The organism is Acidovorax facilis (assembly GCF_023913775.1).
Classification (GTDB): domain Bacteria; phylum Pseudomonadota; class Gammaproteobacteria; order Burkholderiales; family Burkholderiaceae_C; genus Acidovorax; species Acidovorax facilis.
This window is the reverse complement of record NZ_JAMXAX010000099.1, coordinates 1-21959: the sequence shown is the minus strand read 5'-3', so window position 1 is coordinate 21959 and position 21959 is coordinate 1. Positions and strand designations below refer to the sequence as shown.

Sequence of the window (21959 nt, the reverse complement as noted above, 5' to 3'; positions counted from 1 at the left end):
CGACCCCATGGGCATCTACAGCCCGGCGGCCTATGCCACGCTGCACCAAGGCGTGCGTGTGGTGCATGCCCACCTCAAGACGGCAGAAGGCCAGGCCGCGCTGCACGAAGAACTGACCCGCACCGATGTGCTGATCACCTCCTTTCGCCCCTCGGCGCTCACCAAGCTGGGCCTCTCCTGGGAGGCGCTGCAATCGAAATACCCGCGCCTGTCGCTGGTGCGCATCGTGGGCGCTGCGGCCGAGCGTGCCGAAGAACCCGGCCATGACCTCACCTACCTGGCCGACGCCGGGCTGGTGACCGGCACAGAGATGCCCCCCACGCTGTACGCCGACATGGGCGGCGCCCTGATGGCCAGCGAAGCCGTGCTGCAGGCCCTGCTGGAGCGTGGCCACACGGGCGGCGGCGTGTGCATTGAAGTCGCCCTGGCCGACGCCGCCGCCTGGCTGGCCCAGCCGCGCGACTGGGGCCTGACCACCCCCGAGGGCGACGTGGGCGGCAACCACGCGGGCTACCGCATCTACCCCTGCGCCGACGGCCGCGTTGCCGTGGCCGCGCTGGAACCCCACTTTGCCGCCAGCCTGTGCGCCGCCGCAGGCCTGCCCGCAACGGGTGACCCGCAAGTGCTGCGCGCCCCCGCCACCCACACGGCCGTGGGCGCGTTCCTGCGCACCCAGACACGCGCGCAGCTCGATGCACTGGCAGTAGCGCAAGACATTCCGTTGCACACCTTGGCCTGAGACCCCCTTTTACCGATGCAGAAACAAGGCACCGTCATCCGCTGGGACGCAACCCGCGCCTTCGGCTTTATCCGCAGCCCCGACACCTCGGCCGATGTGTTCTTTCATGTACGGGACTTCAAAGGCGCCGCCGCGCCACGCGAAGGTCTGGCCGTGGTCTATGAAGAAATCCATGTGGGCGGCAAAGGCCCCCGGGCGATGGCGGTGCAGCCAGCGGCACGCCAGGGCGCTGCGCCGCCATCGCCCGCTGCTTCCCACCGATCCAACTCCACGCCCCCAGCGGCGCAGCGCGCGCAACGCGGGCCCGCCCAGCAACCCAAGCCCCGTCAGCCCCCAAGTGGCCGACGACCCACCGAAACTGCTGGCGCCACCGCACCCTCTGGCATCGCATTGCTGTTGATGCTGGGCTGGGTGGCGCTGCTGGCCTGGGGCGTTTGGGCGGGTCGACTCCCGCTGTGGGTGTTGGGCGCTGCCGTGGCGGTCAACCTGCTCACCTTTCTGGTCTACGCCATCGACAAAAGCGCCGCGCAAAACGGACAGTGGCGCACCAAGGAAAGCCACCTGCACCTGCTCGCCATGGCGGGCGGGTGGCCGGGCGCGTGGTTTGCGCAGCAATGGCTGCGGCACAAGTCGCGCAAGGTGGAATTTCGTGCGGTCTACTGGATCACCGTGGTGCTGCACTGCGGCGCGCTTCTGGCCTGGGTGACCGGCTGGCTTCGATAGCCACCTGACGACTTGAGAACTACCATATTGATAGCTACTAACGCTTATTGGATAAGCGCTAACGGCCATTTTCAATCATATTTTTCCTGCATGCATATGCTCTGCAGGGTGCTGACGTGCACATTGCCCGCTGGCCTACACCGCGCTCGCCTGGGAGGCGTTTCAATCGAAAAGATCTAAAACTCCTCGGGAGACGCCCATGAAACCCCTCGTTCTTGATTCCTCCATGACCAACATGGGCGGCACTTTCTACCCCACCGGCCATGTGTTCGCTCTCTTCCCCGACGAAGACTGTGTGCGCCAGGCGGCCACCGCGTTGCAAGTTGCGGGCCACCAGGGCGACACGGCATACGCCAGCCCCGAAGTCATCCTGCAAGAGATCGTCCACACCCTGGGTACGGCAGATGCGCCACTGCCATCCGTCGGCGCCGAAGGCGACATGGTGCGTCGCATTGCCGACTTGGCAGGCAAAGGTCACCACGGCCTGCTGATCGCCATGGCCGACAAGGACCACACCGACACCTTGGTGGACGCCATCGCCCCTGAAGGCGCCGTCACCGCCTTTTACTACCGCACTTTCATCATCGAAGACCTGATCTCGCAGCCGGTGGATGGCAGCCCGCAGTCGGTGGTGGTGGGCACCCACGCAGCAGAAGGCGACGATCACCCCACGGAGAGCGTCACCGAGGATCGCTAAAGCGACTTTGCCAAAACGGTTTACTGATTGGGCGTTATAGCGGCGATGCTTGCAGTCTTCATCAACACAAACTGCAAATGCCATTTATCCGCGAGACCGTCCAAACGCACCGCTGGCCAGGGCGACACCCGGCATCACCAGCGCCAGGGCGGCCAATGTGCCGTAGGCTAGCGTTTCATTCAGCAGCAACGCTGCGCCGAGCGCGGTAAACGGTGGCACCAAGGCCGCCGACAAAGCGGCACGCGCGGCACCCAACCGGTTGATTGCAACGGTATAGACGACGAGTCCGAGAATTCCTGCAACCAGCCCCTGGCCCAGCGCTTGCCATGCCACATCCCTCCAGGGCGCGGATACAAGCAGCGGCGCGCCCCAGACAGCCCACAGCGGCAACAACAGCAGCGCCGACCAAAGGTTCACCACGGCAGCGCCTTGCCAGGGCGTCAGGCCGCAGCCTCTGAAAGCCAATGAGTAGACAGACCACAACAAAGCAGCCGCTACAAACAACACATCTCCGCGCCAGGACGAGGCCAGCGTCTGCCACGCCCCGGCGCCAAACACCGCAATACCCGCCACAACCAGCGCCAAGCCGCAGATTCTTGAGCCAGACAACTTATCGCCCCAGGCCCACCAGCCGCCGCACGCCGCAAACAAGGGCACGCTTCCCGCCATCAGCATCCCCATGTGCGCTGCAGGTGCCCACTGCACCCCGGCCAACGCCACCAACCCAAACGGCAATCCACCTCCCAGTACCAGCAGCGCCAGCCGACCACGCGGCACCCCCGATGGAAAGAGGCCCGTCTTGCACCATAAGGGCATGAGCAACAACGCAGGAATGCCATAGCGCATGACCGCGAGCTCTACCGGGCCCAGCGTCGTGGTCACGGCGTAGCGAGAAGCGAGCTGCCAGCCACTACCGATCAATGCCGCAATCAGCGCCGCAAGTGCGCCGACGATCAGAGCGCGGTGCTCGGGAGAAATAGGCGATGGCGATGGCGCCGGCGAGGAGGTTGGTAGCGATGACATGGCCCGAGTCTGGCCATCCTCGCCTTTGCCGAATATCAAATTCCTGCGCAGTGTGCGATATGGCCATCAACGCTTCAGCGCGCTGCGTGCCTGTGCCAGAGTCACCCCGACTTCACGGCGAAAAACGGCCCCGAGGTGGCTCTGGCTGCAGTAGCCCAGATCGTGGGCAAGTCCTGCCAAGTCGGTCTCACCGTCCTCCAGCCGCTGCAACGCCAAGGCGAGCAGCAAACGCTGGCGATAGCCATGAAGGCTCATGCCGGTGTTTTGCCGAAACACATGGGCCAGATGAAACGCCGAGCAATTGACCGCATCGGCGACGTGCTGCACCGACCAGGGCTTGCCATCTGCTGCCGAAACACGTTGCGCCATGAACTGCCGGGCCCGCCACACCCGCTCCGACCCACGGGTGCCCGGGCCTGCCGCGATGCCCCCTGCTCCACCGCGCTGTTCGGGAACCGCCTGCATGAACGGGCTTGCAGCGTCCCCATGTGTGCCACGCCAATGCAAGCGCATCTGCCACAGTGAACGCGGGGCCAGAATACAAACCGCGGGAGTCTTCAGCGGCGGCAGAGGGGCACCCGGCCGCGCACTCACCACAAAGCTCACACGATCAGTCGCTTGCAGCGGTCGCATTTGGTACGGCACGCCTGTGGGAAGGCAAAGCGCCGTCAGTCCGTCGAGCAACACCCGCTGGCCTGCCACGCGGAACTCCGAAAGACCTATGACGGGCAACACCCATCGCTGCGAGTCGACCACATAAGACGGGCTCCACTGACAGGGCGCCGCCTGTTGAAGCACCCGCTCGACCGCCCATTTCGGGTCACTGTGCAGCACGGTCCGGTGTTGCGGCATGGTCGAAATGGGTTGTGGCAAATACCGCAGGCGGCGGGCACCTGCAGCGCGGGCAAAAAACTAGCGCGCTTTCTTCGAGAACTTGGGGGCAGCAGGCTTGGCAGACCCCGTGACCCGTGGCGGCAGCCCGGTGTGCTGGGTCAGCAGGCGGCCTTTTTGCGGCTGACCTGCCTTCATGGGTTTGGATGGCAGCGCCTTGGCGGCCTCGGCCTTTTGGCCGACCGGGGTGGAGTTTTTGCGCCGCGCGCTCTGGTACCCGCCATCGGTCAGCGGCTGGAAGGTCGGGATCAGGTGGTGCTTGCCGTTGCCGATCAGGTCGGCCCGGCCCATGGCCTTGAGCGCCTCGCGCAGCAGCGGCCAATTGTTGGGGTCGTGGTAGCGCAGGAAGGCCTTGTGCAGGCGGCGGCGCTTGTCGCCGCGCACGATGTCCACAGCCTCGCTGTCGCGCGTGATCTTGCGCAGCGGATTCTTGTTGCTGTGGTACATGGCCGTGGCCGTGGCCATGGGGCTGGGGTAGAAGGTCTGCACCTGGTCGGCGCGGAAGCCATTCTTTTTCAGCCAGATGGCGAGGTTCATCATGTCCTCGTCGCTGGTGCCTGGGTGCGCGGCGATGAAGTACGGAATCAAGAACTGCTTCTTGCCCGCTTCTTCGCTGAACTTCTCGAACATCTGCTTGAACTTGTCATAGCTGCCGATGCCCGGCTTCATCATCTTGGTGAGCGGGCCCTGCTCGGTGTGCTCAGGCGCGATCTTCAGATACCCGCCCACGTGGTGCTGCACCAGCTCCTTCACGTATTCAGGGCTCTTCACGGCCAGGTCGTAGCGCAGGCCCGATCCGATGAGGATCTTCTTGATGCCCTTCAAAGCGCGGCCACGGCGGTAGATCTTGATCAGCGGGTCGTGGTTGGTGCCCAGGTTAGAGCAGATGCCCGGGTACACGCAGCTGGGCTTGCGGCAGGCAGCTTCGATCTCGGGGCTCTTGCAGCCCAGGCGGTACATGTTGGCCGTGGGGCCGCCCAGATCGCTGATGGTGCCGGTAAAGCCCTTGACCTTGTCGCGGATGTCTTCGATCTCTTGAATGATCGAATCCTCGGACCGGCTCTGGATGATGCGGCCTTCGTGCTCGGTGATCGAGCAGAAGGTGCAGCCGCCAAAACAGCCGCGCATGATGTTGATCGAAAAACGGATCATCTCCCACGCGGGGATCTTGGTCGCGCCATCGTGGCTGCCGTTCTCGTCGGCGTAGCTGGGGTGCGGGCCACGGGCGTAGGTCAAATCGAACACATAGTCCATCTCGGCCGTGGTCAGCGGGATGGGGGGTGGGTTGATCCACACATCGCGCGCAGTCACACCTTCGCCATGGGCCTGCACCAGCGCGCGGGCGTTGCCGGGGTTGGTCTCCAGGTGCAATACGCGGTTAGCGTGGGCGTAGAGCACCGGGTCGCTTTTGACCTGTTCGTAGCTGGGCAGGCGGATCACGCTCTTGTCGCGCGGCGGCACCTTGAGCTTGGCCTTGAGCTCCGGATTGGCCACGAACAGCATGGGCTGGATGGCGGGGTTGGGCTCGGCAGATTTTGGGTCTTTTTGGCCGCTAACGCTTATTTCACCTGCGCTAGCAGCTACGGAATCAGGAGCATCATCCTTGCTGCAGGTGCTACCTTGGGCAGCGGCCTGCTCGCTGGTGGTCATGTAGGGGTTGACGTGCGCCTCGACACGGCCGGGCTCGTCCACGCTGGTGGAGTCGATCTCGAACCAGCCTTTGCCGGTTTCGTCGTCAGGCCGGCGCACAAAGGCGGTCCCGCGCACATCCGTGATCTGCTCGACGGGCTCGCGCGCTGCGATGCGGTGCGCCACCTCAACCAACGCGCGCTCGGCGTTGCCGTACAGCAGCAGGTCGCACTTGGCGTCCACCACGATGGAGCGGCGCACCTTGTCGCTCCAGTAGTCGTAATGGGCAATGCGGCGCAGGCTGCCTTCGATGCCACCCAGGATGATGGGAACGTCTTTGTAGGCCTCGCGGCAGCGCTGGCTGTAGACGATCGCGGCGCGGTCGGGGCGCTTGCCTCCAATGTCGCCCGGAGTGTAGGCATCGTCGCTGCGGATCTTCCGGTCGGCGGTGTACCGGTTGATCATCGAATCCATGTTGCCCGCCGTCACGCCCCAGAACAGGTTGGGCTTGCCCAGCGCCTTGAAGGGCTCGGCGCTTTGCCAATCCGGCTGGGCGATGATGCCCACGCGAAAGCCTTGCGCCTCCAGCGTGCGGCCGATCACGGCCATGCCGAAGCTCGGGTGGTCTACATACGCATCGCCTGTCACCAGGATGATGTCGCAGCTGTCCCAGCCCAGTTTGTCCATCTCGGCGCGGCTCATCGGCAGGAACGGGGCCGTGCCAAAGCGCTTGGCCCAGTACGGTCGGTAGCTGGTCAATGGCTTTGCGGCGCGCGCAAAAAAGGAGACGTCAACGGGGGCGTTCATGCAAAGGAGGGTCGCGGCCGGCCCAATGCGATGGGGCCTCGTGGGGCGCGGCTGTGGTGGTTAACCCGCGATTTTACGGCGGCATGCCCTTTTTGTCGCTGCTTGCGTGTTGCCCTTGCTCGGTGGAGGTCTTGATAGGCATCAGGCATATACTTGCCAAAGTCAATTAATTGCATGACAGAGGCATTCATGATCACGATCCTCAATACCCCCCAGCCCACCCCCGCAATCGCGCTGCCCCCTGCCAGCGCCGCGAAGGCGGTGCGGCGCTTCAACCGCTTCTTGACCCGCCGCGTGGGTGTGCTGGACCCGTACCTGGGCAGCAACCTGTCGCTCACCGATGTGCGCGTGCTGTACGAGCTGGCCCACCGTGAGGCGCCCGTGGCCAGCGAACTGGCGCGCGACCTGGGCCTGGACGGCGGCTACCTGAGCCGCATCCTGCGCCGGTTTGAAACAGCCGGCTGGATCACCCGCAGTGCCAGCGCCAAGGATGCGCGCCAGAGCGTACTCGCCCTCACGTCGCTTGGGCGCGACGTGTTCGAGCCGCTGCAGCAGCGCTCACGCGACGAGGCCGCTGCTCTGCTGGCCCCCCTGCCCCCTGCACGCCAGCAGGAGCTGGTGGATGCCATGGGACGCATCGAAACCTTGCTCGACCCGACCTTGGCCAACCTATCGGGACCTCGCGTGGCCGTGCTGCGCGACCCGGTTCCCGGCGATATCGGCTGGGTGGTGCAGCAGCACGGCGAAATCTACTGGCGCGAGTACGGCTGGGACAGCCGATTTGAAGCCCTGGTGGCCGACATCGCCGCGCAGTTTGTGCGCAAGTTCCAGTCAGCGTGGGAGCGTTGCTGGGTGGCAGAGCTGGACGGCGAACGCGTGGGCGCCGTGTTCGTGGTGCGCAAATCGGCCACCACGGCCCAGCTGCGCATGCTGATCCTGTCGCCCAAAGCACGCGGACTGGGCCTGGGCGCACGCCTGACCGACGAGTGCATCGCGTTCGCCCGGGCCAAGGGCTACAAGAAGATGGTGCTGTGGACCAACAGTTGCCTGACTGCCGCACGTGGCATCTATGCCAAGCGAGGGTTCAAGCTGGCCAAGTCTGAGCCGTATGAGGGATTTGGCCAGCAGTTGGTGGGGGAGACATGGGAGCTCAAGCTGTAAACCACTCCCAGCGGGCTGCATCACGCCACCCGGATGCCCAGCTCACTGATCAGCATTGCGGCCTGGTCGGCCGAGAGAATGGCCCCTTTGAACGACTGTGCCAATTGGGCAATCCGCAGCCCGCCGAGATCCACCGAGCGCAGGTCGGCCCCGTCAAAGCGCGCATTCTTGAGATGTGCATCGCGCAGGCTTCCGCCCTCGAAAACGGCATCGCGAAAATCGCATCCCGCCAGATCGGCGTCCGACAAGTCCAGCTGCTCCACCGCCTGCTTGCGAAACGAAATGCCGCGCAGGTCGGCCCCCACCAGCAACGAATCATGAAAACTCAGCCCCAGTGTTTCGGCCTCCCGAAAATGCGCGCCCGTGAGCTTGACCTCTGCAAAACGAGCCGAAGCGAGGCTGGAACGGACCCACGACGTGTTGTTGAGATCGCAGCGATGAAAGCGCGCATCGGTCAGGTCCGCCAGGTGGAACTGGGTCTGCCCCGCACGGCAGTCGAGCCAGCGCGTGCCTGCGAGGCCCGCCCTCTCCAGCGACACCTCCCGCAGCGAACAGCCGATGAACTGCGCACCCTGGAGCGCTAACCCTGATAAATCCGCGCCATCGAAGACACAGTGTTCAAAGTGCAAAACAGGATGCCCGGCGGCGCAAAGCGCCTGCAACTCTGTCCTGGACAAAGTCTGGCCAGTGATGCATTGGGGCTCGGTGGATGAAGTAAGTCTGAGGTTCATGGCAGTTGCTGGCAACGAATTGGGCGGTCGGCGGGATGGATCGGAACTCGGAAGCAGGGAAAACCACGCCGTTTTGGCGCGTGCACCGTCAATGGCTGACGCTTTTGGAACACAGGTTCACGACCAATACGCCCGCCACGATCAACCCCAGCCCCAAGAGGGCGGGCAGATCCAGCCGCTGCCCGTAGTGCAGCCAGCCCACGGTGGATACCAGCACGATGCCCACCCCCGACCAGATCGCGTAGGCAATGCCCACCGGCACGGTCTTGAGCGTGAGCGAGAGCAGGTAGAAGGACACGGCATATGCCACCACGGTGATCACGCCAGGCACCAGCCGCGTGAATCCATCGGAAGCTTTCAGCGCCGTGGTGCCCAGTACCTCCAGCACGATCGCAGTGCCCAGCAGCAGATAGGCGCTGGCGGATGCGCCCCCGCTCATGGCCGCCCCCCACCGCAAAGCTTCAGAAGAATGTCCAGGATGGCCGCCTTGCGCGGCCCATCCAGCGCATAGACATCGAGCATCTGTGCAAACCAGAACCCATCCCCCGCCAAGCGGCAGGCCATCAACACATTGGCTGCATGTGGATCATCCCCATCAGCCTTCAACGCCACCGCCATGGCCGCATGCCACCGCTCCCGGCACGGCGCTGATGTGAGAGCCAGCAAGCCGATGGCCCGCTGGGTTTCCACCTGGTGGCTGTCCGAGCCACTGTCAAAACAGGTTCTGATGTAGGCCCGCGCGTGGCGCCCCGGCGTGTCGTCTTCCTGCTTCAGCGCTTTTTCGAAACTCTGCTCGAACTCCTCGAAAAGTTGGTCCGACAGGGCATCGAGCAGTGCTTGTTTGCTGCGGTAGTGATGCTGCAGCCCGCCTTTGGTCACGCCCGCCCGCTGGGCGACAGCATCGAGGGTGACGGCGTGGAGGCCTTCCCTTACCAACAGCTCACGGACCACGCCCAGCAATTGGCTGCGGATGAGTTCAGGTTGCTTCTGTCTACGATGTGCTTCAGTCATTTATAAACCATCCGGATGGATTGTTTATTGTAGCAATGAACCCATCACAAGGTGCACAGGAAGCCCTTCCACAAACGTGTGGACTTTCCTCGCTTGCATGGCCCGCGTGAACCCCAGAGCCATGGCCTCTGAACCTGGCAAGCGGCAGGGTTGACTTGTGCAGGATACGTGGACCACCCGTTCACGTGGGCCACGGCTGGTAAGGGAGATGTGAGCTGAGGCTGTACGATCACCAGTTGGCACCTTACGTCGGCAACTACACACAGAAGAACGCATGCACCGTGCAGCCTGGCCTCCATTGATGAACTGAACACCCGCAGCGTGAGCTGCCGCTGCGCTTTGGGCGCACGCGGTCGCAACGTTGCCCTTGCTGGCCCCCCTGCCCGGGCCAGTGCTTTGCTTTTCCCGTTGATTCGCAATGCCCAGGTTCAATGCCGGGGCGCGGAGGGCGGGAAGCAGCACGTTTTTCATTCTGGATACCGACATGCAACTTCTCGACACACTGGTGGCGCGCGCCATCCCTTGGGTGCCTCGCGCCCTGATCCACAAAATCTCTCGCCGCTACATCGCAGGCGACACCCTCGCCGAAGCCCTGGTGCGCGTGCAACAGCTCAACGCGCAAGGTTTCGCCGTGACGCTCGACGTACTGGGCGAAACCATCTCAACCCTGGCGCAGGCGCAAGCCACGGCCAATGCGTACATCCAGGTGCTTGATGCCGTCCACGCTCAGCGATTGCAGGCCAACATTTCGATCAAGCCGTCTGCGCTCGGGCTATTGCTGGACGTGCAGCAGTGCGAACAGCTCGCTTTGCACATTCTTGACACCGCCGCACTCCATCAGAACTCCGTCTGCCTGGACATGGAGGACGCCAGCTGCACCCAGAAGGAAATCGAATTGTTCGGGCGCTTGAGGGCACGCTTTGGCAACGTTGGCCTGGCATTGCAGGCGTATCTCAGGCGCACTTACGAGGACATTGAGCCGCTGGTGCGCGAGGCCAGCACCTTGCGCATCTGCAAGGGCATCTATGTGGAGGATCGCTCGCACCTCGTACAAGGTGCCTGGAACGACCGCAGCGCCATCAACGAACACTTCCTGAAGCACGTTGTGCGCTGCTTCGAAGCGGGTAGCTTTGTCGCAATTGCCACGCACGACGCTGCACTGATCGCGCACATTGTGGAACGGGTCCGCCGCGATGGCATCGACCGAAGCCGATTTGAATTTCAGATGCTGCTGGGCGTGTGCGAACCCTTGCGCGACAAGCTGCTGGGCATGGGCTTCAACGTCCGCATCTATGTGCCCTTTGGCAAAGACTGGTACGGCTACAGCACGCGAAGGCTGAATGAGAACCCCCGCATCGCGGGGCATATCGCCAAAGCGCTGATCGGACTCTGACGACATCCCACAAAAAATGGTCCCGCAGGACCATTTTTTTGTGCACCGGTGGTGTTGTCACCGGCTGGCAAGCGAGGCGGCTACCACTCCCCCACTTCGCGCACCCGCTGGGCCAGATCCGGGATCGCATCGTCCTCCACAACGAGTGCCGCATGCACTGGGGCCATGACCACCTCCGGCACACTAGGCTGCGCGCGCTGGGACATAAACCGGCCAAACACGTGGCTGGCGAGTGTTTCATGCAAGGGAGCAGTGAAGGGTGTGGCAAACATGGCAGTTCCTTTCTGATGGCCTGAGTGCTTTTAAATTGGTAGCAGCAGCGTAGGCCACAGCAACATGTCACAAGTGTAGGAACAGATGTCTTTTGCATGTGTGACAGAACGCACAAACAACATCGTTTTGTCACCAATGGGGCGCTCGTCGCGATAAACGGTAAGACCAACGTCGCAAATCCGCCTCACCTGCCCACGTAAACTCCTCGTCCCATGCCCCGCACCCTGGCTGCGCCTGCGCACAGCGAAATCATCATCAAGAAAAGCCGCTTCATCGGCTGCGTGCAACCCATGGCCGACCGTGCCAGCGCGCAGGCGGCCGTGGATGCGCTGTGGAAGCAGCACCCCGGTGCCGCCCATATCTGCTGGGCCTTGCTGGCGGGTGGCCAGTCTGCGGCTGTGGACGATGGTGAGCCAGGTGGAACTGCGGGGCGCCCCATGCTCGACGTGCTGCGCCACCAGGACCTCGAAGGCGTGCTGGCCACCGTGGTGCGCTATTTTGGCGGGGTCAAGCTGGGCGCGGGAGGCCTTGTGCGTGCCTACACCGACACCATTGCCCAGGCGCTGCTGACGGCCCCCAAGGTCACGCTTCAGCGCATGAGAACCTTGCAGTGCCATGTACCGTATGCGCTGGAAGGCCTGCTGCGCCGTGAGATAGATGCCGCCGACGCAGAGCTGGTGGATGTGCAGCATGGCACGCTGGTCACCCTGCAAGTGCGTCTGCCCGACGCACAGGCGGCCGCCTTCGTGCAACGTATCGACAACAACGGCCAGGGGCGCGTGGGCTGGACGGACCCCGCACCATGACCGGCCTTAACTCGATACACGACCGGTGCGACACCATTCACAAAAATGCCTGTGCGCCTACAAGCCCACGGCAGGGCGGCCCGCACACTGGCGGCTCGCCTGATACGCAGGTGGACGGAACACCAGGAGACGCCCCATGAGCCAACCGCTCGACACCATCATCATCGGCGCTGGCACCGCAGGGCTGGCAGCTTTGCGCGAGGTTCGCAAGCGCACGGACCGTTACATCATCGTGAACGATGGCCCTTGGGGCACCACCTGCGCACGGGTGGGCTGTATGCCCTCCAAAACATTGATCGAGGCGGCCAATGCGTTTCATCGCCGCCATGCCTTTGAAGAGTTCGGCCTGCGCGGCGCTGACCAGCTGTCGGTGGACATACCCGCCGTGTTGCAGCGCGTGCGCGCCCTGCGTGACGACTTTGTGGCGGGCGCCATCAAAGCCACGGACGACCTGGGCACCGCACGCATCGCAGGCCACGCCACCCTTCTGGGTCCTCGCACCGTGGACATTGACGGCACCCAATACACCACCAAAAGCATCATCATCGCAACCGGATCGCGGCCCAGCGTGCCAGAGGAATGGCTGGCGTTTGGCGACCGCATGCTGACCACCGACACGCTGTTTGAGCAACCCACCCTGGGCCCTCGGATCGCCGTCATCGGCATGGGCCCTATCGGTGTGGAGCTGTCGCAAGCGCTGGCGCGCCTGGGCCTGCAGGTGGCGGCGTTCACCACGGGCGACACACTGGCGGGCCTGAGTGACCCCGCCCTCAATGCAGAGCTGACGGCATTGCTCAAGAAAGAGATGGTTCTGCACACCAGCGCCCCTGCCGAGTTGCGTGAAGTGGCTGGGGGCATTGAGGTGTCCAGCGGCGGCAACCGGGTGGTGGTGGACCAAGTGGTCGCTGCCATGGGCCGTGTGCCCAATATCCAGTACCTGGGCCTGGAGACGCTGGGGGTGCCCCTGGACAAGCGCGGCATGCCTACGGTAGACCCACAAACCCAGCAAATTGGCGATTTACCCGTGTTCCTCGCCGGAGACGCCAACACACACACCCCGCTGCTGCACGAGGCGGCAGACGAAGGCCATATCGCGGGAATGAACGCCCTGGCAGACACGCCCACACGCTTCAAACGCCGCACGCCCATGGGCATTGTTTTTTGCGACCCCAACATCGCCACCGTGGGCCAGCGCCTGGCCGACATGGATCGCGATCAGACAGTGACCGGCACCGTCAACTACGGCAACCAGGGCCGCGCGCGCACTGCCCAACGCAACCAGGGGCGCCTGTATATATATGCCGACAAAGCCACCGGCCGAATCCGGGGCGCCGAAATGTGTGCCCCTGACGGCGAGCACCTGGCCCACGTGCTGGCATTGGCCATCCACCAAAAGCTGACCGTGCATGACGTGCTGGGCATGCCGTTCTATCACCCCACCCTGGAAGAAGGGCTGCGCACGGCGTTGCGCGATGCGGCACGTCGATTGCCCGACGCCCGCGATTCGGATCTTGCCGCCTGCCATCCCATTGGAGTGGCAGCGCTGGAATAGGCAAGCCGGGTTTCGAAGCAGACGCGGCAGATGCAATGCCCCTCAAGTCTGCTGCCCGGGTGCCGATAAACCACCATTGCTCCCAAGGAATCACCATGGACGTCGCACTCTCCAACAGCATCGTCAATACCGCCACCGCACTGGCCAGCGCCAAGACGTCAGACGCCTTGAACATGGTGGTGCTGAAAAAAGCGATCGACATCCAGGCCTCGTCAGCAGCCACACTGCTGGACGCCATGCAGCAATCCATGCCCCAGCCCGCGCTGGCGACCAGCGGCTCTTTGGGCACCCAGGTCAACACCTTCGCCTGAGGGTATTTGGCCGCAGCGACAAGGCAAGGCCAGGCAAGGCACATAGGCCTTACCCAAGCTACCTCAGCCGCGCGGGCGACAGCCCCGCCACATCCACCTTCTCGCTCACCAGTTCATCGGCCAGCGACTCGCCGCGCAACAACTGCCGGGCCAGCAGCGAGGCACCTGCCGCACTCTGGATGCCATAGCCACCCTGCCCGGCCAGCCAGAAGAAGCCGGGTACATGGTTGTCCCACCCGATCACCATGTCGCCATCGGGCACAAACGAGCGCAGGCCCGCCCAAGTGTGGGAGGGGCGGCGGATCTGGAATGTGGTTTTTTCCTCGATGTGATAAATCCCTGTCGCCACGTCCAGCTCTTCGGGCACCACGTCGTGCGGGTGCGTCGGGTCGGCGTTGGCCGGTGAGCCCAGCAGCTGGCCCGCGTCGGGCTTGAAGTAAAAGCTTTCGTCGATGCCGATCACCGCAGGCCAGTGGGTGGCGTCCATGCCCTCGGGCACCGCAAAGGTAAAGGCGGTGCGGCGGCGCGGCTCCAGGCCGATGGGTGGCACGCCTGCCAGGCCCGCTACCACGTCAGCCCAGGCGCCTGCGGCGTTGACGATGGTTTTGGCTTGCAGCACCCGGCCATCGGCCAGAGTCACCTGCCAGCCGTCGCCCTGGCGCTGCAGGGCCGTGACCTCCGCATTCGTCAGCACCTGGCCGCCGCGCTGGCGCAGGCCACGCAGGTAGCCCTGGTGCAGCGCGTGCACATCGATGTCGGCCGCCTCGGGCTCGCTCATGCCTGCGGCCACGGCTTCGGGCTTCAGGCACGGCAGCTGGGCCAGCAGTGCGGCCTGCTCCACCCATTCCACGTTGGGCGAGATCGCATGGGCTTCTGCATAGGCCTGTTTCAGCATATCGAGCTGGTCCGGCCCGGCCACGTAGACCACGCCACGGGGCGAGAGGATGGGGTCTGACCCGAACTCCGGCGGCGGCGCGTCGTAAAAAGCGCGGCTCGCCCGCGTCAGCGCCTGGATGTTCGGTGTGCCGTAGGTAGCCATGTACAGCGCGGCCGAACGGCCGGTGGTGTGGTAACCGGGCTGCGATTCGCGCTCCAGCAGCAGCACGCTGGCGCCCTCCCCACCGGCTTTGTCCTGTACCAACTGCCAAGCCACCGAGGCACCTGCAATGCCCGCGCCAATGACGATGGTGTCCACTGATTGCATGGTTTTGTCTCCTGGCTCGAATTACACCGCTGACACTTGCGCTGCCGAGGTGGCACGGTCATCACGCGGCAGGCTGCGCGCATCGCGCGGATCGGGCGCACCGGTCACGATGGAGGTCAGCGCGGGCGCGGCGTTTGTTTGCATCAGCTTGGCGATGTCAGGCCGTGGGCGGGCAAGCCCGGCGATGCCCTTGAATGCTTGCTCCAGCGCGTGGCCCACGCCCAGCGTGTGGCGGTCGGCGCGAAAGCGCCCGACGATCTGCAGACCAAACGGCATCCCCACGTCATCCAGCCCGCACGGCAAACTGAGCGCTGGGTGCGTGGTCAACGTGGTCACATAGGTCAGCGCCAGCCATCTGTAGTAGTTGGCCTGCGGCTCGCCGTTGATGTGGCTGGCGAACAGCTGCGTCCACGCAAAAGGCGACACGGGCGTGGTGGGCGCCAGGATCACGTCGTACTGCTCATACAACTTCTGGAACCGCGCCAGGATGCGCGTCTGCTCGGCCTGCGCCCAGGCGCTGTCCAGCAGGGTCATCGCAGCGCCCATTTCGTAGTTGGCGCGGGTGTTGGGGCCCAGGCTGGTGGGGTCGCGCTCATAGGCCTCGCGCGTGCTGGCCACAAAGGCTTCGGCGCGCAGCACGTCAAAGCAGCGGTGCACGTCACCCAGGTCGATGTCGATGGCATCGCAGCTGGCAAACAGGTGCTTCATGGCCTGCACCTTGCGGCGGAACACGGCGCGGATGCCGTTGTCCACAGCGCAGGCGCCGAAGTCCTCGGTGTAGGCCACACGCAGGCGGCCCAGGTCCACCGTTTCGGGCAACAAGAAGCTCATCGGGTCCAGCGGGTAGCTCAGCGGGTCGCCCGCCGACATGCCCGCCGTGGCGGCCAGTTGCAAGCAGGCCTCTTCCACCGTGCGGCCCATGGGGCCCACCACCGAAATGGGGGTCCAGCCCAGCAGCTTGCGCGAGCTGGGCACCACCCCGGGCGATGGCCGGAAGCCCACCACGCCACAAATGGACGCCGGTATGCGCAGCGACCCGCCCGTATCCGACCCCGTGCACACCGGCAGCATGTCGCACGCCAGCGCAGCGGCCGATCCGCCCGACGAGCCCCCGGCATTCAGGTTCGGGTTGAACGGGTTGCCGGTGGCGCCCCACACCGTGTTGCGCGAGTTCGCGCCCGCCCCCATCTCGGGGATGTTGGTCTTGCCGGTGACGATGGCGCCCGCCGCGCGCAGCCGCGCCACCAGCACGTTGTCCTCCGCCGGGATATTGCTGCGGTAGATCTCCGAGCCGTAGGTAGTCAGCAGCCCAGCCGTGGCTTCGAGGTCCTTCACGCCCAGTGGTAGCCCGTGCAGCAGGCCCAGCGGTTCGCCACGCAGCACCGCCTGCTCGGCGGCCTTGGCCTCGGTGCGGGCGCGGTCGTAGCAGGTGGCGGTGATGGCGTTCACATGCGGGTTGACGGCCTCGATGCGCTCAATGCAAGCGTCGAGCAGCTCGACGGGCGAGACTTCCCGCGTGCCGATGCGGTGGCGCAGTTCATTGGCGGTCAGCTCGACCAGGGTGCTGTGTGAAGTCGTCATGTCGAATTTGTCTCCTTTTTTTGCTTGCCTGCTGGGGACCGATCAGTCTGCCGTGATGGCCGCCCGCTGCGCCACGGCGCGCATCAACGGCAGTTCCTTGTCGATCAACTCGCTCACCGCCTTGGCAGAAGCATAGGTCGGTTCAAACCCCACGGCGATCAGTTTGTCGCGGGTTTCGGGGTCTGCCACCACCTGCGCCAGCGTCAGCTCCAGCCGCGCCTTGACGGCGGGCGGCAAGCCGCGTGGGGCCACCATGGCCAGCCAGGTGTCCATCTCCACGCCGGGGTAGCCGCTTTCGGCCAGCGTGGGCACCTTGGGCAGCAGGGCCGAGCGCTTGCCCGCCGTCACGGCAATGGCCTTGATCTTGCCGTCTTTCAGCTGGGGCAGCGCGGCCGACACGGTATCGACGGTGAACGGAATCTGTCCGCCCATCAGGTCCACCATGGCGGGGGAGCTGCCCTTGTAGGGCACATGCTGGATCTTGAGCCCCGCCGCGTGGAAGAACATCTCGCCCGCAAACTGCGACGTGGTGCCGGCACCATACGAGCCATACGAATACTTGTCGGGCCCCGCCTTCACCATGGCCACAAACTGCTTCACGTCGCTGACCGGCACGTCCTTGTTGGCCAGCAGGATCAGGCTGGTGCGCCCTGCGATGCCGATGGGCTCAAAGCTCTTGACGGGGTCGTACGGCAGCTTGGCGCGCACGGCGGGGTTCACGGTAAAGGTGGTGCCCGAACTCATCAGCAGCGTGTAGCCGTCCGGCGCGGCCTTGGCTACGTAGGCTGCGCCAATGGTGGTGCCCGCCCCTGCGCGGTTGTCGATCACCACGCTCTGGCCCAGCTTGTCGCCCAGCTTCTTGCCGATCAGACGGCCCAGCACGTCGGTGGCGCCACCGGGCGGGAACGGAATCACCAGCGTGATCGGTTTGGTAGGGAACGTAGCCTCTTGCGCCACGGCAGGGCCCCATGCAGCGGCCCCCAGGGCACAAATGACAGCGGACGACAAAAGCAGTTGCTTGCGGTTCATAGGGGTGCTCTCAAAAGGTGGCAAAGGTTGAGGAATAGAGAATTCGACGAATCGGGGAAATGACAACAATCAGCCTTGCGCCGCGAGCACGGCCCGCCCGCGCTGGACAAAGCCCTGGTACTGCGCATCGGGCACCAGCAGGCCGCCCGTGGTCCACACCAGATGGGTGCCCTGATGCAACACGGCATCAATGCCCGTGCTGCGCAGCCAGGCCTGCCCGGCGGTAGTGCCCGTCAAGATGGACGGGCCACTGAAGCCTGCGGCGGCCGAGGGCTCGATGCGCTCGCCCAGGGCATCCAGCACCAGCACCAGCTGCGCAAACAAGGTGTCGTCAGCCACGGTGAACACGCCCGACAGCAGCGGCTGCATTAGCTCAGCCGCCAGCAGCGATGCACGCGGCACGGCCAGGCCGTCGGCCTCGGTGCGGTTGGTCAGGCCCCAGTCGTAGACCGAGGGGTGACCGCCCACGCCTTGCGTTGAATCCGCCAGCATCTGAACCATGAAGCATGGCGACTGCACCGGCTCGGCAAAGAAACAAAACACATGCGGCCCCAGCACCTGCCGCATGCCAAACGTAATGCCCGCTGGCGCGCCACCCACGCCGCAGGGCAGGTACACGATGAGCGGGTGCTCCGCATCCACCAACACGCCCTGCTCCACCAATTGGTTTTGCAAATGCAGCGCCGCAGCGCTGTACCCCAGCAGCAGCGAGAACGATTGCTCGTCGTCCACAAAGTGGCACAGCGGGTTGCTGGCCGCCTCGGCGCGGCCTGCGGCCACGGCGCGTTCGTAGTCGCCGGTGTGCTCTACCACCTGCACACCGCGCTGGCGCAGGCGGTCTTTCTTCCACTCCTTGGCATCGGCCGACATGTGCACGGTGGCCTGGAAGCCCAGGGCCGATGCCACCACGCCAATGCTCATCCCCAGGTTGCCGGTGGAGCCCACCGCCACCTGATAGCGGCCCAGCACCTTGCGGGCGGCCGGTGTGGCGAGCGCACGGTAATCACCGCCGGGCAACACCAAGCCGTGCTGCAGCGCCAGCCGCTCGGCCAACTCCAGCACCTCGTGCATGCCGCCCCGGGCCTTGATGGAGCCCGCCACCGGCAGGCTGTGATCGGCCTTGATGAACAGGCGCCCCTGCCCCTCGGCCAAACCGAGCGCAGGTTGCAACGCGGAGGCGGGCAGCAGAGGCGACTCCACAACGCCCCCGGTGGCAGCCAGCTCCGGGAACACCTGCGCCAGCAGGCCCGCAAAACGGGCCAACCGGTCGGCGGCGGCCTGCGTATCATCCAGACTAATGCTGCGCCCCAGCGCCTGCAAAGCAGCCGGGGGTTGCGCCTGCCGGGCCGGGTTGGTCCACAGCGCGGGCTGGGCATTGCGCAAGCGGGTGGCCAGCAGCGCATCCACAGCACGCGTTCGTTCAGCAGGCGTCATACAGATTCATTCAGTCGTTGAAGTCTTGACTGCATTCTTCGCCGGTCACGCCGCTGTCACAAGCCATTTATAGTGAGCGCAGCATTAGTATTAATAATGGATATTCGCCTCTCTCCCTCCCTGCTGGCCTGGCTGCGCAGTTTTGATGCAGCAGCCCGCCATGGCAGCTTTACCAAGGCGGCGGCCGAGCTGTGCATTACCCAGGGCGCCGTCAGCCAGCAGGTCAAGCAACTCGAAGACTGGCTGCGCCGCCCGCTTTTCTTGCGGACCCCGCGCGCGCTGGTGCCCACGCCCGAGGGCAAATGGCTGGCCGTGGTGCTGCGCGAGAGCTTTGACGCCATCGAAAGCACCCTGGCCCAAATGCGCCAGCCGCCCGAGTCCGCCACCGCCACCTTGAGTTGCTCACCCTCGTTTGCCATGAGCTGGCTCACGCCCCGCCTGGGCGACTTCTTTCGCCAGCACCCGCACACCGGCCTGCGCGTGTTTGGCGAATTCCACACGCTGGACCGCACCCGCATGGTGCGCGATGGCATCGAGGCCGCCGTGCGCTTTGACCTGGGCGGCTACCGCGACCTGAACGCCACCGTGTTTCTGGACGAATGGCTCATCCCCGTGGCCAGCCCCGAGTTTCTGGCCCGCCATCCGCCCATCACCCAGCCGCAAGACCTGCACGGCGACTGGCTGCTGCACGACGGCAGCGCCTGGGACGGCGCGGACACCTATGAAGAGTGGCAACACTGGTTTGCGCAGGTGGACGCCACGCCGCCGCCTTGGGCAGGCGGCCAGCAATTCAACCTGTCGCAATTGGCCCTGGGCGCCGCCCTGGCAGGCCAAGGCATCGCCATGGGCCGCGCGGCGCTGGTGCTGCAGGACGTGAAGGCCGGGCGTTTGGTTCCGCTGCTGGGGCGTAGCGTGTTGTCACGGGCGGCGTATTCGTTTGTGACCACCGCCCACCCCAGCCCGGCGATGCAGCTGGTGCGGGATTGGTTGGGGGATGAGGCGCAGCGGTTTTGTGGGGAGCGGGCGCAGGCGCTGCCAGAGCCGCAGGATGCCAAGTAGCTGGGTAGGTCAGGTAACGACGCCCAACCGGCGCACTACCCAGCAACTAGGTGTCAGGTGGTACCCAGTGAGTCGAGGCGAATACTACGGCTAAATATTCGGTGTTTTGGGCCCCTAGCGCTTATTGAGCAAGCGCTAGCAGCTATTATTTTTGACAGATTCTTGGCTGTTCATGGCCAATGAATCCTGAGACAACTGGTCCTGTGACGCGGCCCACTCATTCACGGCGAAAGTTTGAGACAGGAGGCCCCAGCATGTCACTCGCGAGCAGTCGCGACGGCAATGTCTGAGATAACGAGGACGACCGCTTCCGGCCAGGAGCCGTCGCTGATGGGATTAAGAAGCAGACATTCAACGTCTGAGATGAGAGGCGGCGCCCAGTTTGCCGGGTAACGTTCTCTCGATTGAAGGATTAGGCAACCATGTTCGCGAGGTCTCGCATGGACAGCGCCCAACCATCAGGCTGCTTACCTCGTCGCTGGTCAGCCAGCATTTTCTGAAGGTCGATTCTCGTCACCGTCACTCGCATGACTCCTCCGAGGGTGGCTTTCAGAACATTCGCTTCGCTAATGCCACGCTGAATGAAAAGCTCCCTGGCGATAAGAAGTTCGTCGCGCTTGTGAATTACCGTGGATACGGCGCGAACATCGATTGCCTCAGCAATTTTGAGCGCCAAATGGTGAATGCGGGCCAGTTCCTTGTTCACCAGGACTACCGGATCCCCAGCAGCAGGAAAGCGAGCTGCCCAACTTTTAGACAGTTCTGGTGTGACTTGGCGAGACGTGTGAACTATGCTGTTCCGCACGAGAGACCATCGCGACCATTCTTCAATGTCAGCAGCCATCGACTTTGAGACGCCCGCTTTGCAGAAAGTATCCAGCCTAGAGATCATTGCAGCGTGAGTCTTGTTGCGAAGGTATTTGTCCGTGACCTTGGCGGCCAACCATCTTTTTATGTCGGCTGTGGGCACTGCTTCAGCAAGGTCTTTAGCCGGAATCTGAAGATCTGAATCCGCGACTAGGGATGGTTTTAGGTATATCAAACGCTCAAGCAACTCGGCGAGATAGCACTCAAATGCGGTCACGAAGCTCACGAGGGCGTTCTCGCGAATGTGTGAACTTACCTGCATCTGCTCGCTTAGAAATTCGTGTGTAGATATGTCAATGGCTTTGAATGGATATCTGTTGTCGCCTGGGTGTGCTGTCAGCTTCGTCGGGGACGCTGAGCTGAGCCAGCGTTCAGCATACTCAAGCGAGGCTATGACGTGCCAGAACGTTCTTATTTCCTGCTCTAGCAGTGACCTAAATTTGAGGAACGCTATGCTTTTGCTCATAGATGATCTGGTTGCCTAACGAACAAGTTAAGCCGCCCACAGTATGCGGATAGGTTTGAGCGACATTTTATATAAATATTCAGGTGATTTATGCCCGAAGCATTGGATGTGGATTTTCTTTGGAAATTTCTTTATATGAGTTTCTTACTGTTTTTATAAAGTTTTCGCGGAACTCTTTTGCATTAAAAACACTGCCTTTATCTCTAACTTTTTGATTGGAGTCATTAGCAGTTCTAAGCAAGGCCCCATGCTCATAGCTAAATGAGTAGGAGTATTTTTTGGCATTAGAATCTGCGCCCTCAGGATGCTCAATTAGATGGTTTCTGGTCATTAAAACTCCAGGGCATTTAAATGTCTCAAGAAATGGTAACGGTTTGTTTTTGCGGCTTAATATTTTATATATTCTAAAAGAAAAATAGTAAAATGATTCCGCATAAAACTTACCATTATTAAATAAATCTTCATTTGCATTGAGATTGCGTTTGATGTATTCATTGATATCATCTGAACTGCTCTCTGTTGCTGATCTATATTTATTTATATATTCATTATGCTTGGTAAGTGCATATTCT

The 21959-nt window shown here is 63.2% G+C and carries 22 protein-coding genes; 9 read left to right on the top strand and 13 right to left on the bottom strand.

Annotated elements, in window-relative coordinates:
• The 3 genes from NFX52_RS21790 to NFX52_RS21780 form a co-directional block, all read left to right on the top strand.
• Positions 1-739 (top strand): CoA transferase (locus NFX52_RS21790; protein ID WP_252635815.1); only part of this gene is annotated, 739 nt, incomplete at its 5' end.
• Positions 740-754: 15 nt separating this feature from the next.
• Entirely contained in the window at positions 755-1462 is a 708-nt protein-coding gene (locus tag NFX52_RS21785) for a DUF1294 domain-containing protein (RefSeq protein WP_055402363.1), read from the top strand.
• A 199-nt stretch (positions 1463-1661) separates the two neighbouring features.
• Complete coding sequence (locus NFX52_RS21780) at positions 1662-2159, top strand: hypothetical protein (protein WP_055402364.1); 498 nt, start codon at positions 1662-1664, stop codon at positions 2157-2159.
• An 84-nt stretch (positions 2160-2243) separates the two neighbouring features.
• Here NFX52_RS21780 and NFX52_RS21775 read toward each other — a convergent pair whose 3' ends face one another.
• The 3 genes from NFX52_RS21775 to NFX52_RS21765 form a co-directional block, all read right to left on the bottom strand.
• Positions 2244-3182, bottom strand: coding sequence for a DMT family transporter (locus NFX52_RS21775; RefSeq protein ID WP_082437667.1), 939 nt, complete (start codon positions 3180-3182; stop codon positions 2244-2246).
• A gap of 66 nt (positions 3183-3248) precedes the next feature.
• Positions 3249-3647 carry a helix-turn-helix domain-containing protein gene (locus tag NFX52_RS21770; RefSeq protein WP_055402366.1) on the bottom strand — a complete coding sequence of 133 codons (399 nt, stop codon included), beginning with the start codon at positions 3645-3647 and terminating at the stop codon, positions 3249-3251.
• A gap of 447 nt (positions 3648-4094) precedes the next feature.
• Positions 4095-6509, bottom strand: coding sequence for a YgiQ family radical SAM protein (locus NFX52_RS21765; RefSeq protein ID WP_055402368.1), 2415 nt, complete (start codon positions 6507-6509; stop codon positions 4095-4097).
• Positions 6510-6698: 189 nt separating this feature from the next.
• On the opposite strand from NFX52_RS21765, the gene NFX52_RS21760 reads away from it, so the two are divergent.
• On the top strand, positions 6699-7670 hold the full coding sequence (locus NFX52_RS21760; RefSeq protein ID WP_252635814.1) for a bifunctional helix-turn-helix transcriptional regulator/GNAT family N-acetyltransferase: 972 nt from the start codon (positions 6699-6701) through the stop codon (positions 7668-7670).
• Between the two features lie 20 nt (positions 7671-7690).
• Here NFX52_RS21760 and NFX52_RS21755 read toward each other — a convergent pair whose 3' ends face one another.
• The 3 genes from NFX52_RS21755 to NFX52_RS21745 form a co-directional block, all read right to left on the bottom strand.
• Entirely contained in the window at positions 7691-8401 is a 711-nt protein-coding gene (locus NFX52_RS21755) for a pentapeptide repeat-containing protein (RefSeq protein ID WP_055394749.1), read from the bottom strand.
• Positions 8402-8489: 88 nt separating this feature from the next.
• Positions 8490-8840, bottom strand: a complete 351-nt coding sequence (locus tag NFX52_RS21750; protein WP_055394747.1) for an SMR family transporter — start codon at positions 8838-8840, stop codon at positions 8490-8492.
• Positions 8837-9412 (bottom strand): TetR/AcrR family transcriptional regulator, encoded by a 576-nt coding sequence (locus tag NFX52_RS21745; RefSeq protein WP_192424823.1) that lies wholly within the window; start codon positions 9410-9412, stop codon positions 8837-8839. The genes NFX52_RS21750 and NFX52_RS21745 overlap by 4 nt, the downstream gene beginning before the upstream one ends.
• Positions 9413-9896: 484 nt before the next feature.
• Here NFX52_RS21745 and NFX52_RS21740 point away from each other — a divergent pair, with 484 nt between their 5' ends.
• A complete protein-coding gene (locus tag NFX52_RS21740; RefSeq protein ID WP_055394745.1) occupies positions 9897-10805 on the top strand; it encodes a proline dehydrogenase family protein in 909 nt (302 codons plus the stop codon).
• Positions 10806-10885: 80 nt separating this feature from the next.
• On the opposite strand, the gene NFX52_RS21735 is transcribed toward NFX52_RS21740, so the two are convergent.
• Positions 10886-11077, bottom strand: a complete 192-nt coding sequence (locus NFX52_RS21735) for a hypothetical protein (RefSeq protein ID WP_055394743.1) — start codon at positions 11075-11077, stop codon at positions 10886-10888.
• Between the two features lie 213 nt (positions 11078-11290).
• On the opposite strand from NFX52_RS21735, the gene NFX52_RS21730 reads away from it, so the two are divergent.
• The 3 genes from NFX52_RS21730 to NFX52_RS21720 all read left to right on the top strand — a co-directional run bounded on the left by NFX52_RS21730 (position 11291) and on the right by NFX52_RS21720 (position 13747).
• Positions 11291-11884 (top strand): IMPACT family protein, encoded by a 594-nt coding sequence (locus NFX52_RS21730; protein ID WP_055394741.1) that lies wholly within the window; start codon positions 11291-11293, stop codon positions 11882-11884.
• Positions 11885-12020: 136 nt separating this feature from the next.
• Complete coding sequence (locus tag NFX52_RS21725; protein WP_055394739.1) at positions 12021-13436, top strand: dihydrolipoyl dehydrogenase; 1416 nt, start codon at positions 12021-12023, stop codon at positions 13434-13436.
• A gap of 95 nt (positions 13437-13531) precedes the next feature.
• On the top strand, positions 13532-13747 hold the full coding sequence (locus NFX52_RS21720) for a YjfB family protein (protein ID WP_055394737.1): 216 nt from the start codon (positions 13532-13534) through the stop codon (positions 13745-13747).
• A 58-nt stretch (positions 13748-13805) separates the two neighbouring features.
• Here the strand turns inward: NFX52_RS21720 and NFX52_RS21715 are convergent, their stop codons facing one another.
• From NFX52_RS21715 to dsdA, 4 genes are all read right to left on the bottom strand, one after another.
• Complete coding sequence (locus NFX52_RS21715) at positions 13806-14951, bottom strand: NAD(P)/FAD-dependent oxidoreductase (RefSeq protein ID WP_055394735.1); 1146 nt, start codon at positions 14949-14951, stop codon at positions 13806-13808.
• Between the two features lie 21 nt (positions 14952-14972).
• Positions 14973-16532, bottom strand: a complete 1560-nt coding sequence (locus tag NFX52_RS21710) for an amidase (RefSeq protein ID WP_055394733.1) — start codon at positions 16530-16532, stop codon at positions 14973-14975.
• Positions 16533-16574: 42 nt separating this feature from the next.
• On the bottom strand, positions 16575-17561 hold the full coding sequence (locus NFX52_RS21705; RefSeq protein ID WP_055394731.1) for a Bug family tripartite tricarboxylate transporter substrate binding protein: 987 nt from the start codon (positions 17559-17561) through the stop codon (positions 16575-16577).
• Between the two features lie 69 nt (positions 17562-17630).
• A complete protein-coding gene (gene dsdA / locus NFX52_RS21700) occupies positions 17631-18995 on the bottom strand; it encodes a D-serine ammonia-lyase (RefSeq protein ID WP_055394729.1) in 1365 nt (454 codons plus the stop codon).
• Positions 18996-19091: 96 nt separating this feature from the next.
• Between dsdA and NFX52_RS21695 the strand changes: the two genes are divergently transcribed.
• Positions 19092-20054, top strand: a complete 963-nt coding sequence (locus NFX52_RS21695; protein WP_055394728.1) for a LysR substrate-binding domain-containing protein — start codon at positions 19092-19094, stop codon at positions 20052-20054.
• A 412-nt stretch (positions 20055-20466) separates the two neighbouring features.
• On the opposite strand, the gene NFX52_RS21690 is transcribed toward NFX52_RS21695, so the two are convergent.
• Together NFX52_RS21690 and NFX52_RS21685 are read right to left on the bottom strand one after the other, a co-directional pair.
• Positions 20467-21387 (bottom strand): hypothetical protein, encoded by a 921-nt coding sequence (locus NFX52_RS21690; RefSeq protein WP_055394726.1) that lies wholly within the window; start codon positions 21385-21387, stop codon positions 20467-20469.
• An 88-nt stretch (positions 21388-21475) separates the two neighbouring features.
• A partial coding sequence (locus NFX52_RS21685; protein WP_252635813.1) for a hypothetical protein occupies positions 21476-21959 on the bottom strand: 484 nt, incomplete at its 5' end.

What these genes read in the sequence shown, in the direction of transcription:
- NFX52_RS21730 (WP_055394741.1), top strand. Translation starts at nt 11,291, where the DNA reads ATGCCCCGCACCCTGGCTGCGCCTGCGCACAGCGAAATCATCATCAAG.
- NFX52_RS21760 (WP_252635814.1), top strand. Translation starts at nt 6,699, where the DNA reads ATGATCACGATCCTCAATACCCCCCAGCCCACCCCCGCAATCGCGCTG.
- NFX52_RS21705 (WP_055394731.1), bottom strand. Translation starts at nt 17,561, where the DNA reads ATGAACCGCAAGCAACTGCTTTTGTCGTCCGCTGTCATTTGTGCCCTG.
- NFX52_RS21715 (WP_055394735.1), bottom strand. Translation starts at nt 14,951, where the DNA reads ATGCAATCAGTGGACACCATCGTCATTGGCGCGGGCATTGCAGGTGCC.
- NFX52_RS21740 (WP_055394745.1), top strand. Translation starts at nt 9,897, where the DNA reads ATGCAACTTCTCGACACACTGGTGGCGCGCGCCATCCCTTGGGTGCCT.
- NFX52_RS21720 (WP_055394737.1), top strand. Translation starts at nt 13,532, where the DNA reads ATGGACGTCGCACTCTCCAACAGCATCGTCAATACCGCCACCGCACTG.
- NFX52_RS21785 (WP_055402363.1), top strand. Translation starts at nt 755, where the DNA reads ATGCAGAAACAAGGCACCGTCATCCGCTGGGACGCAACCCGCGCCTTC.
- NFX52_RS21775 (WP_082437667.1), bottom strand. Translation starts at nt 3,182, where the DNA reads ATGTCATCGCTACCAACCTCCTCGCCGGCGCCATCGCCATCGCCTATT.
- NFX52_RS21765 (WP_055402368.1), bottom strand. Translation starts at nt 6,509, where the DNA reads ATGAACGCCCCCGTTGACGTCTCCTTTTTTGCGCGCGCCGCAAAGCCA.
- NFX52_RS21710 (WP_055394733.1), bottom strand. Translation starts at nt 16,532, where the DNA reads ATGACGACTTCACACAGCACCCTGGTCGAGCTGACCGCCAATGAACTG.
- NFX52_RS21755 (WP_055394749.1), bottom strand. Translation starts at nt 8,401, where the DNA reads ATGAACCTCAGACTTACTTCATCCACCGAGCCCCAATGCATCACTGGC.
- NFX52_RS21690 (WP_055394726.1), bottom strand. Translation starts at nt 21,387, where the DNA reads ATGAGCAAAAGCATAGCGTTCCTCAAATTTAGGTCACTGCTAGAGCAG.
- NFX52_RS21735 (WP_055394743.1), bottom strand. Translation starts at nt 11,077, where the DNA reads ATGTTTGCCACACCCTTCACTGCTCCCTTGCATGAAACACTCGCCAGC.
- dsdA (WP_055394729.1), bottom strand. Translation starts at nt 18,995, where the DNA reads ATGACGCCTGCTGAACGAACGCGTGCTGTGGATGCGCTGCTGGCCACC.
- NFX52_RS21770 (WP_055402366.1), bottom strand. Translation starts at nt 3,647, where the DNA reads ATGCAGGCGGTTCCCGAACAGCGCGGTGGAGCAGGGGGCATCGCGGCA.
- NFX52_RS21780 (WP_055402364.1), top strand. Translation starts at nt 1,662, where the DNA reads ATGAAACCCCTCGTTCTTGATTCCTCCATGACCAACATGGGCGGCACT.
- NFX52_RS21725 (WP_055394739.1), top strand. Translation starts at nt 12,021, where the DNA reads ATGAGCCAACCGCTCGACACCATCATCATCGGCGCTGGCACCGCAGGG.
- NFX52_RS21695 (WP_055394728.1), top strand. Translation starts at nt 19,092, where the DNA reads ATGGATATTCGCCTCTCTCCCTCCCTGCTGGCCTGGCTGCGCAGTTTT.
- NFX52_RS21745 (WP_192424823.1), bottom strand. Translation starts at nt 9,412, where the DNA reads ATGACTGAAGCACATCGTAGACAGAAGCAACCTGAACTCATCCGCAGC.
- NFX52_RS21750 (WP_055394747.1), bottom strand. Translation starts at nt 8,840, where the DNA reads ATGAGCGGGGGCGCATCCGCCAGCGCCTATCTGCTGCTGGGCACTGCG.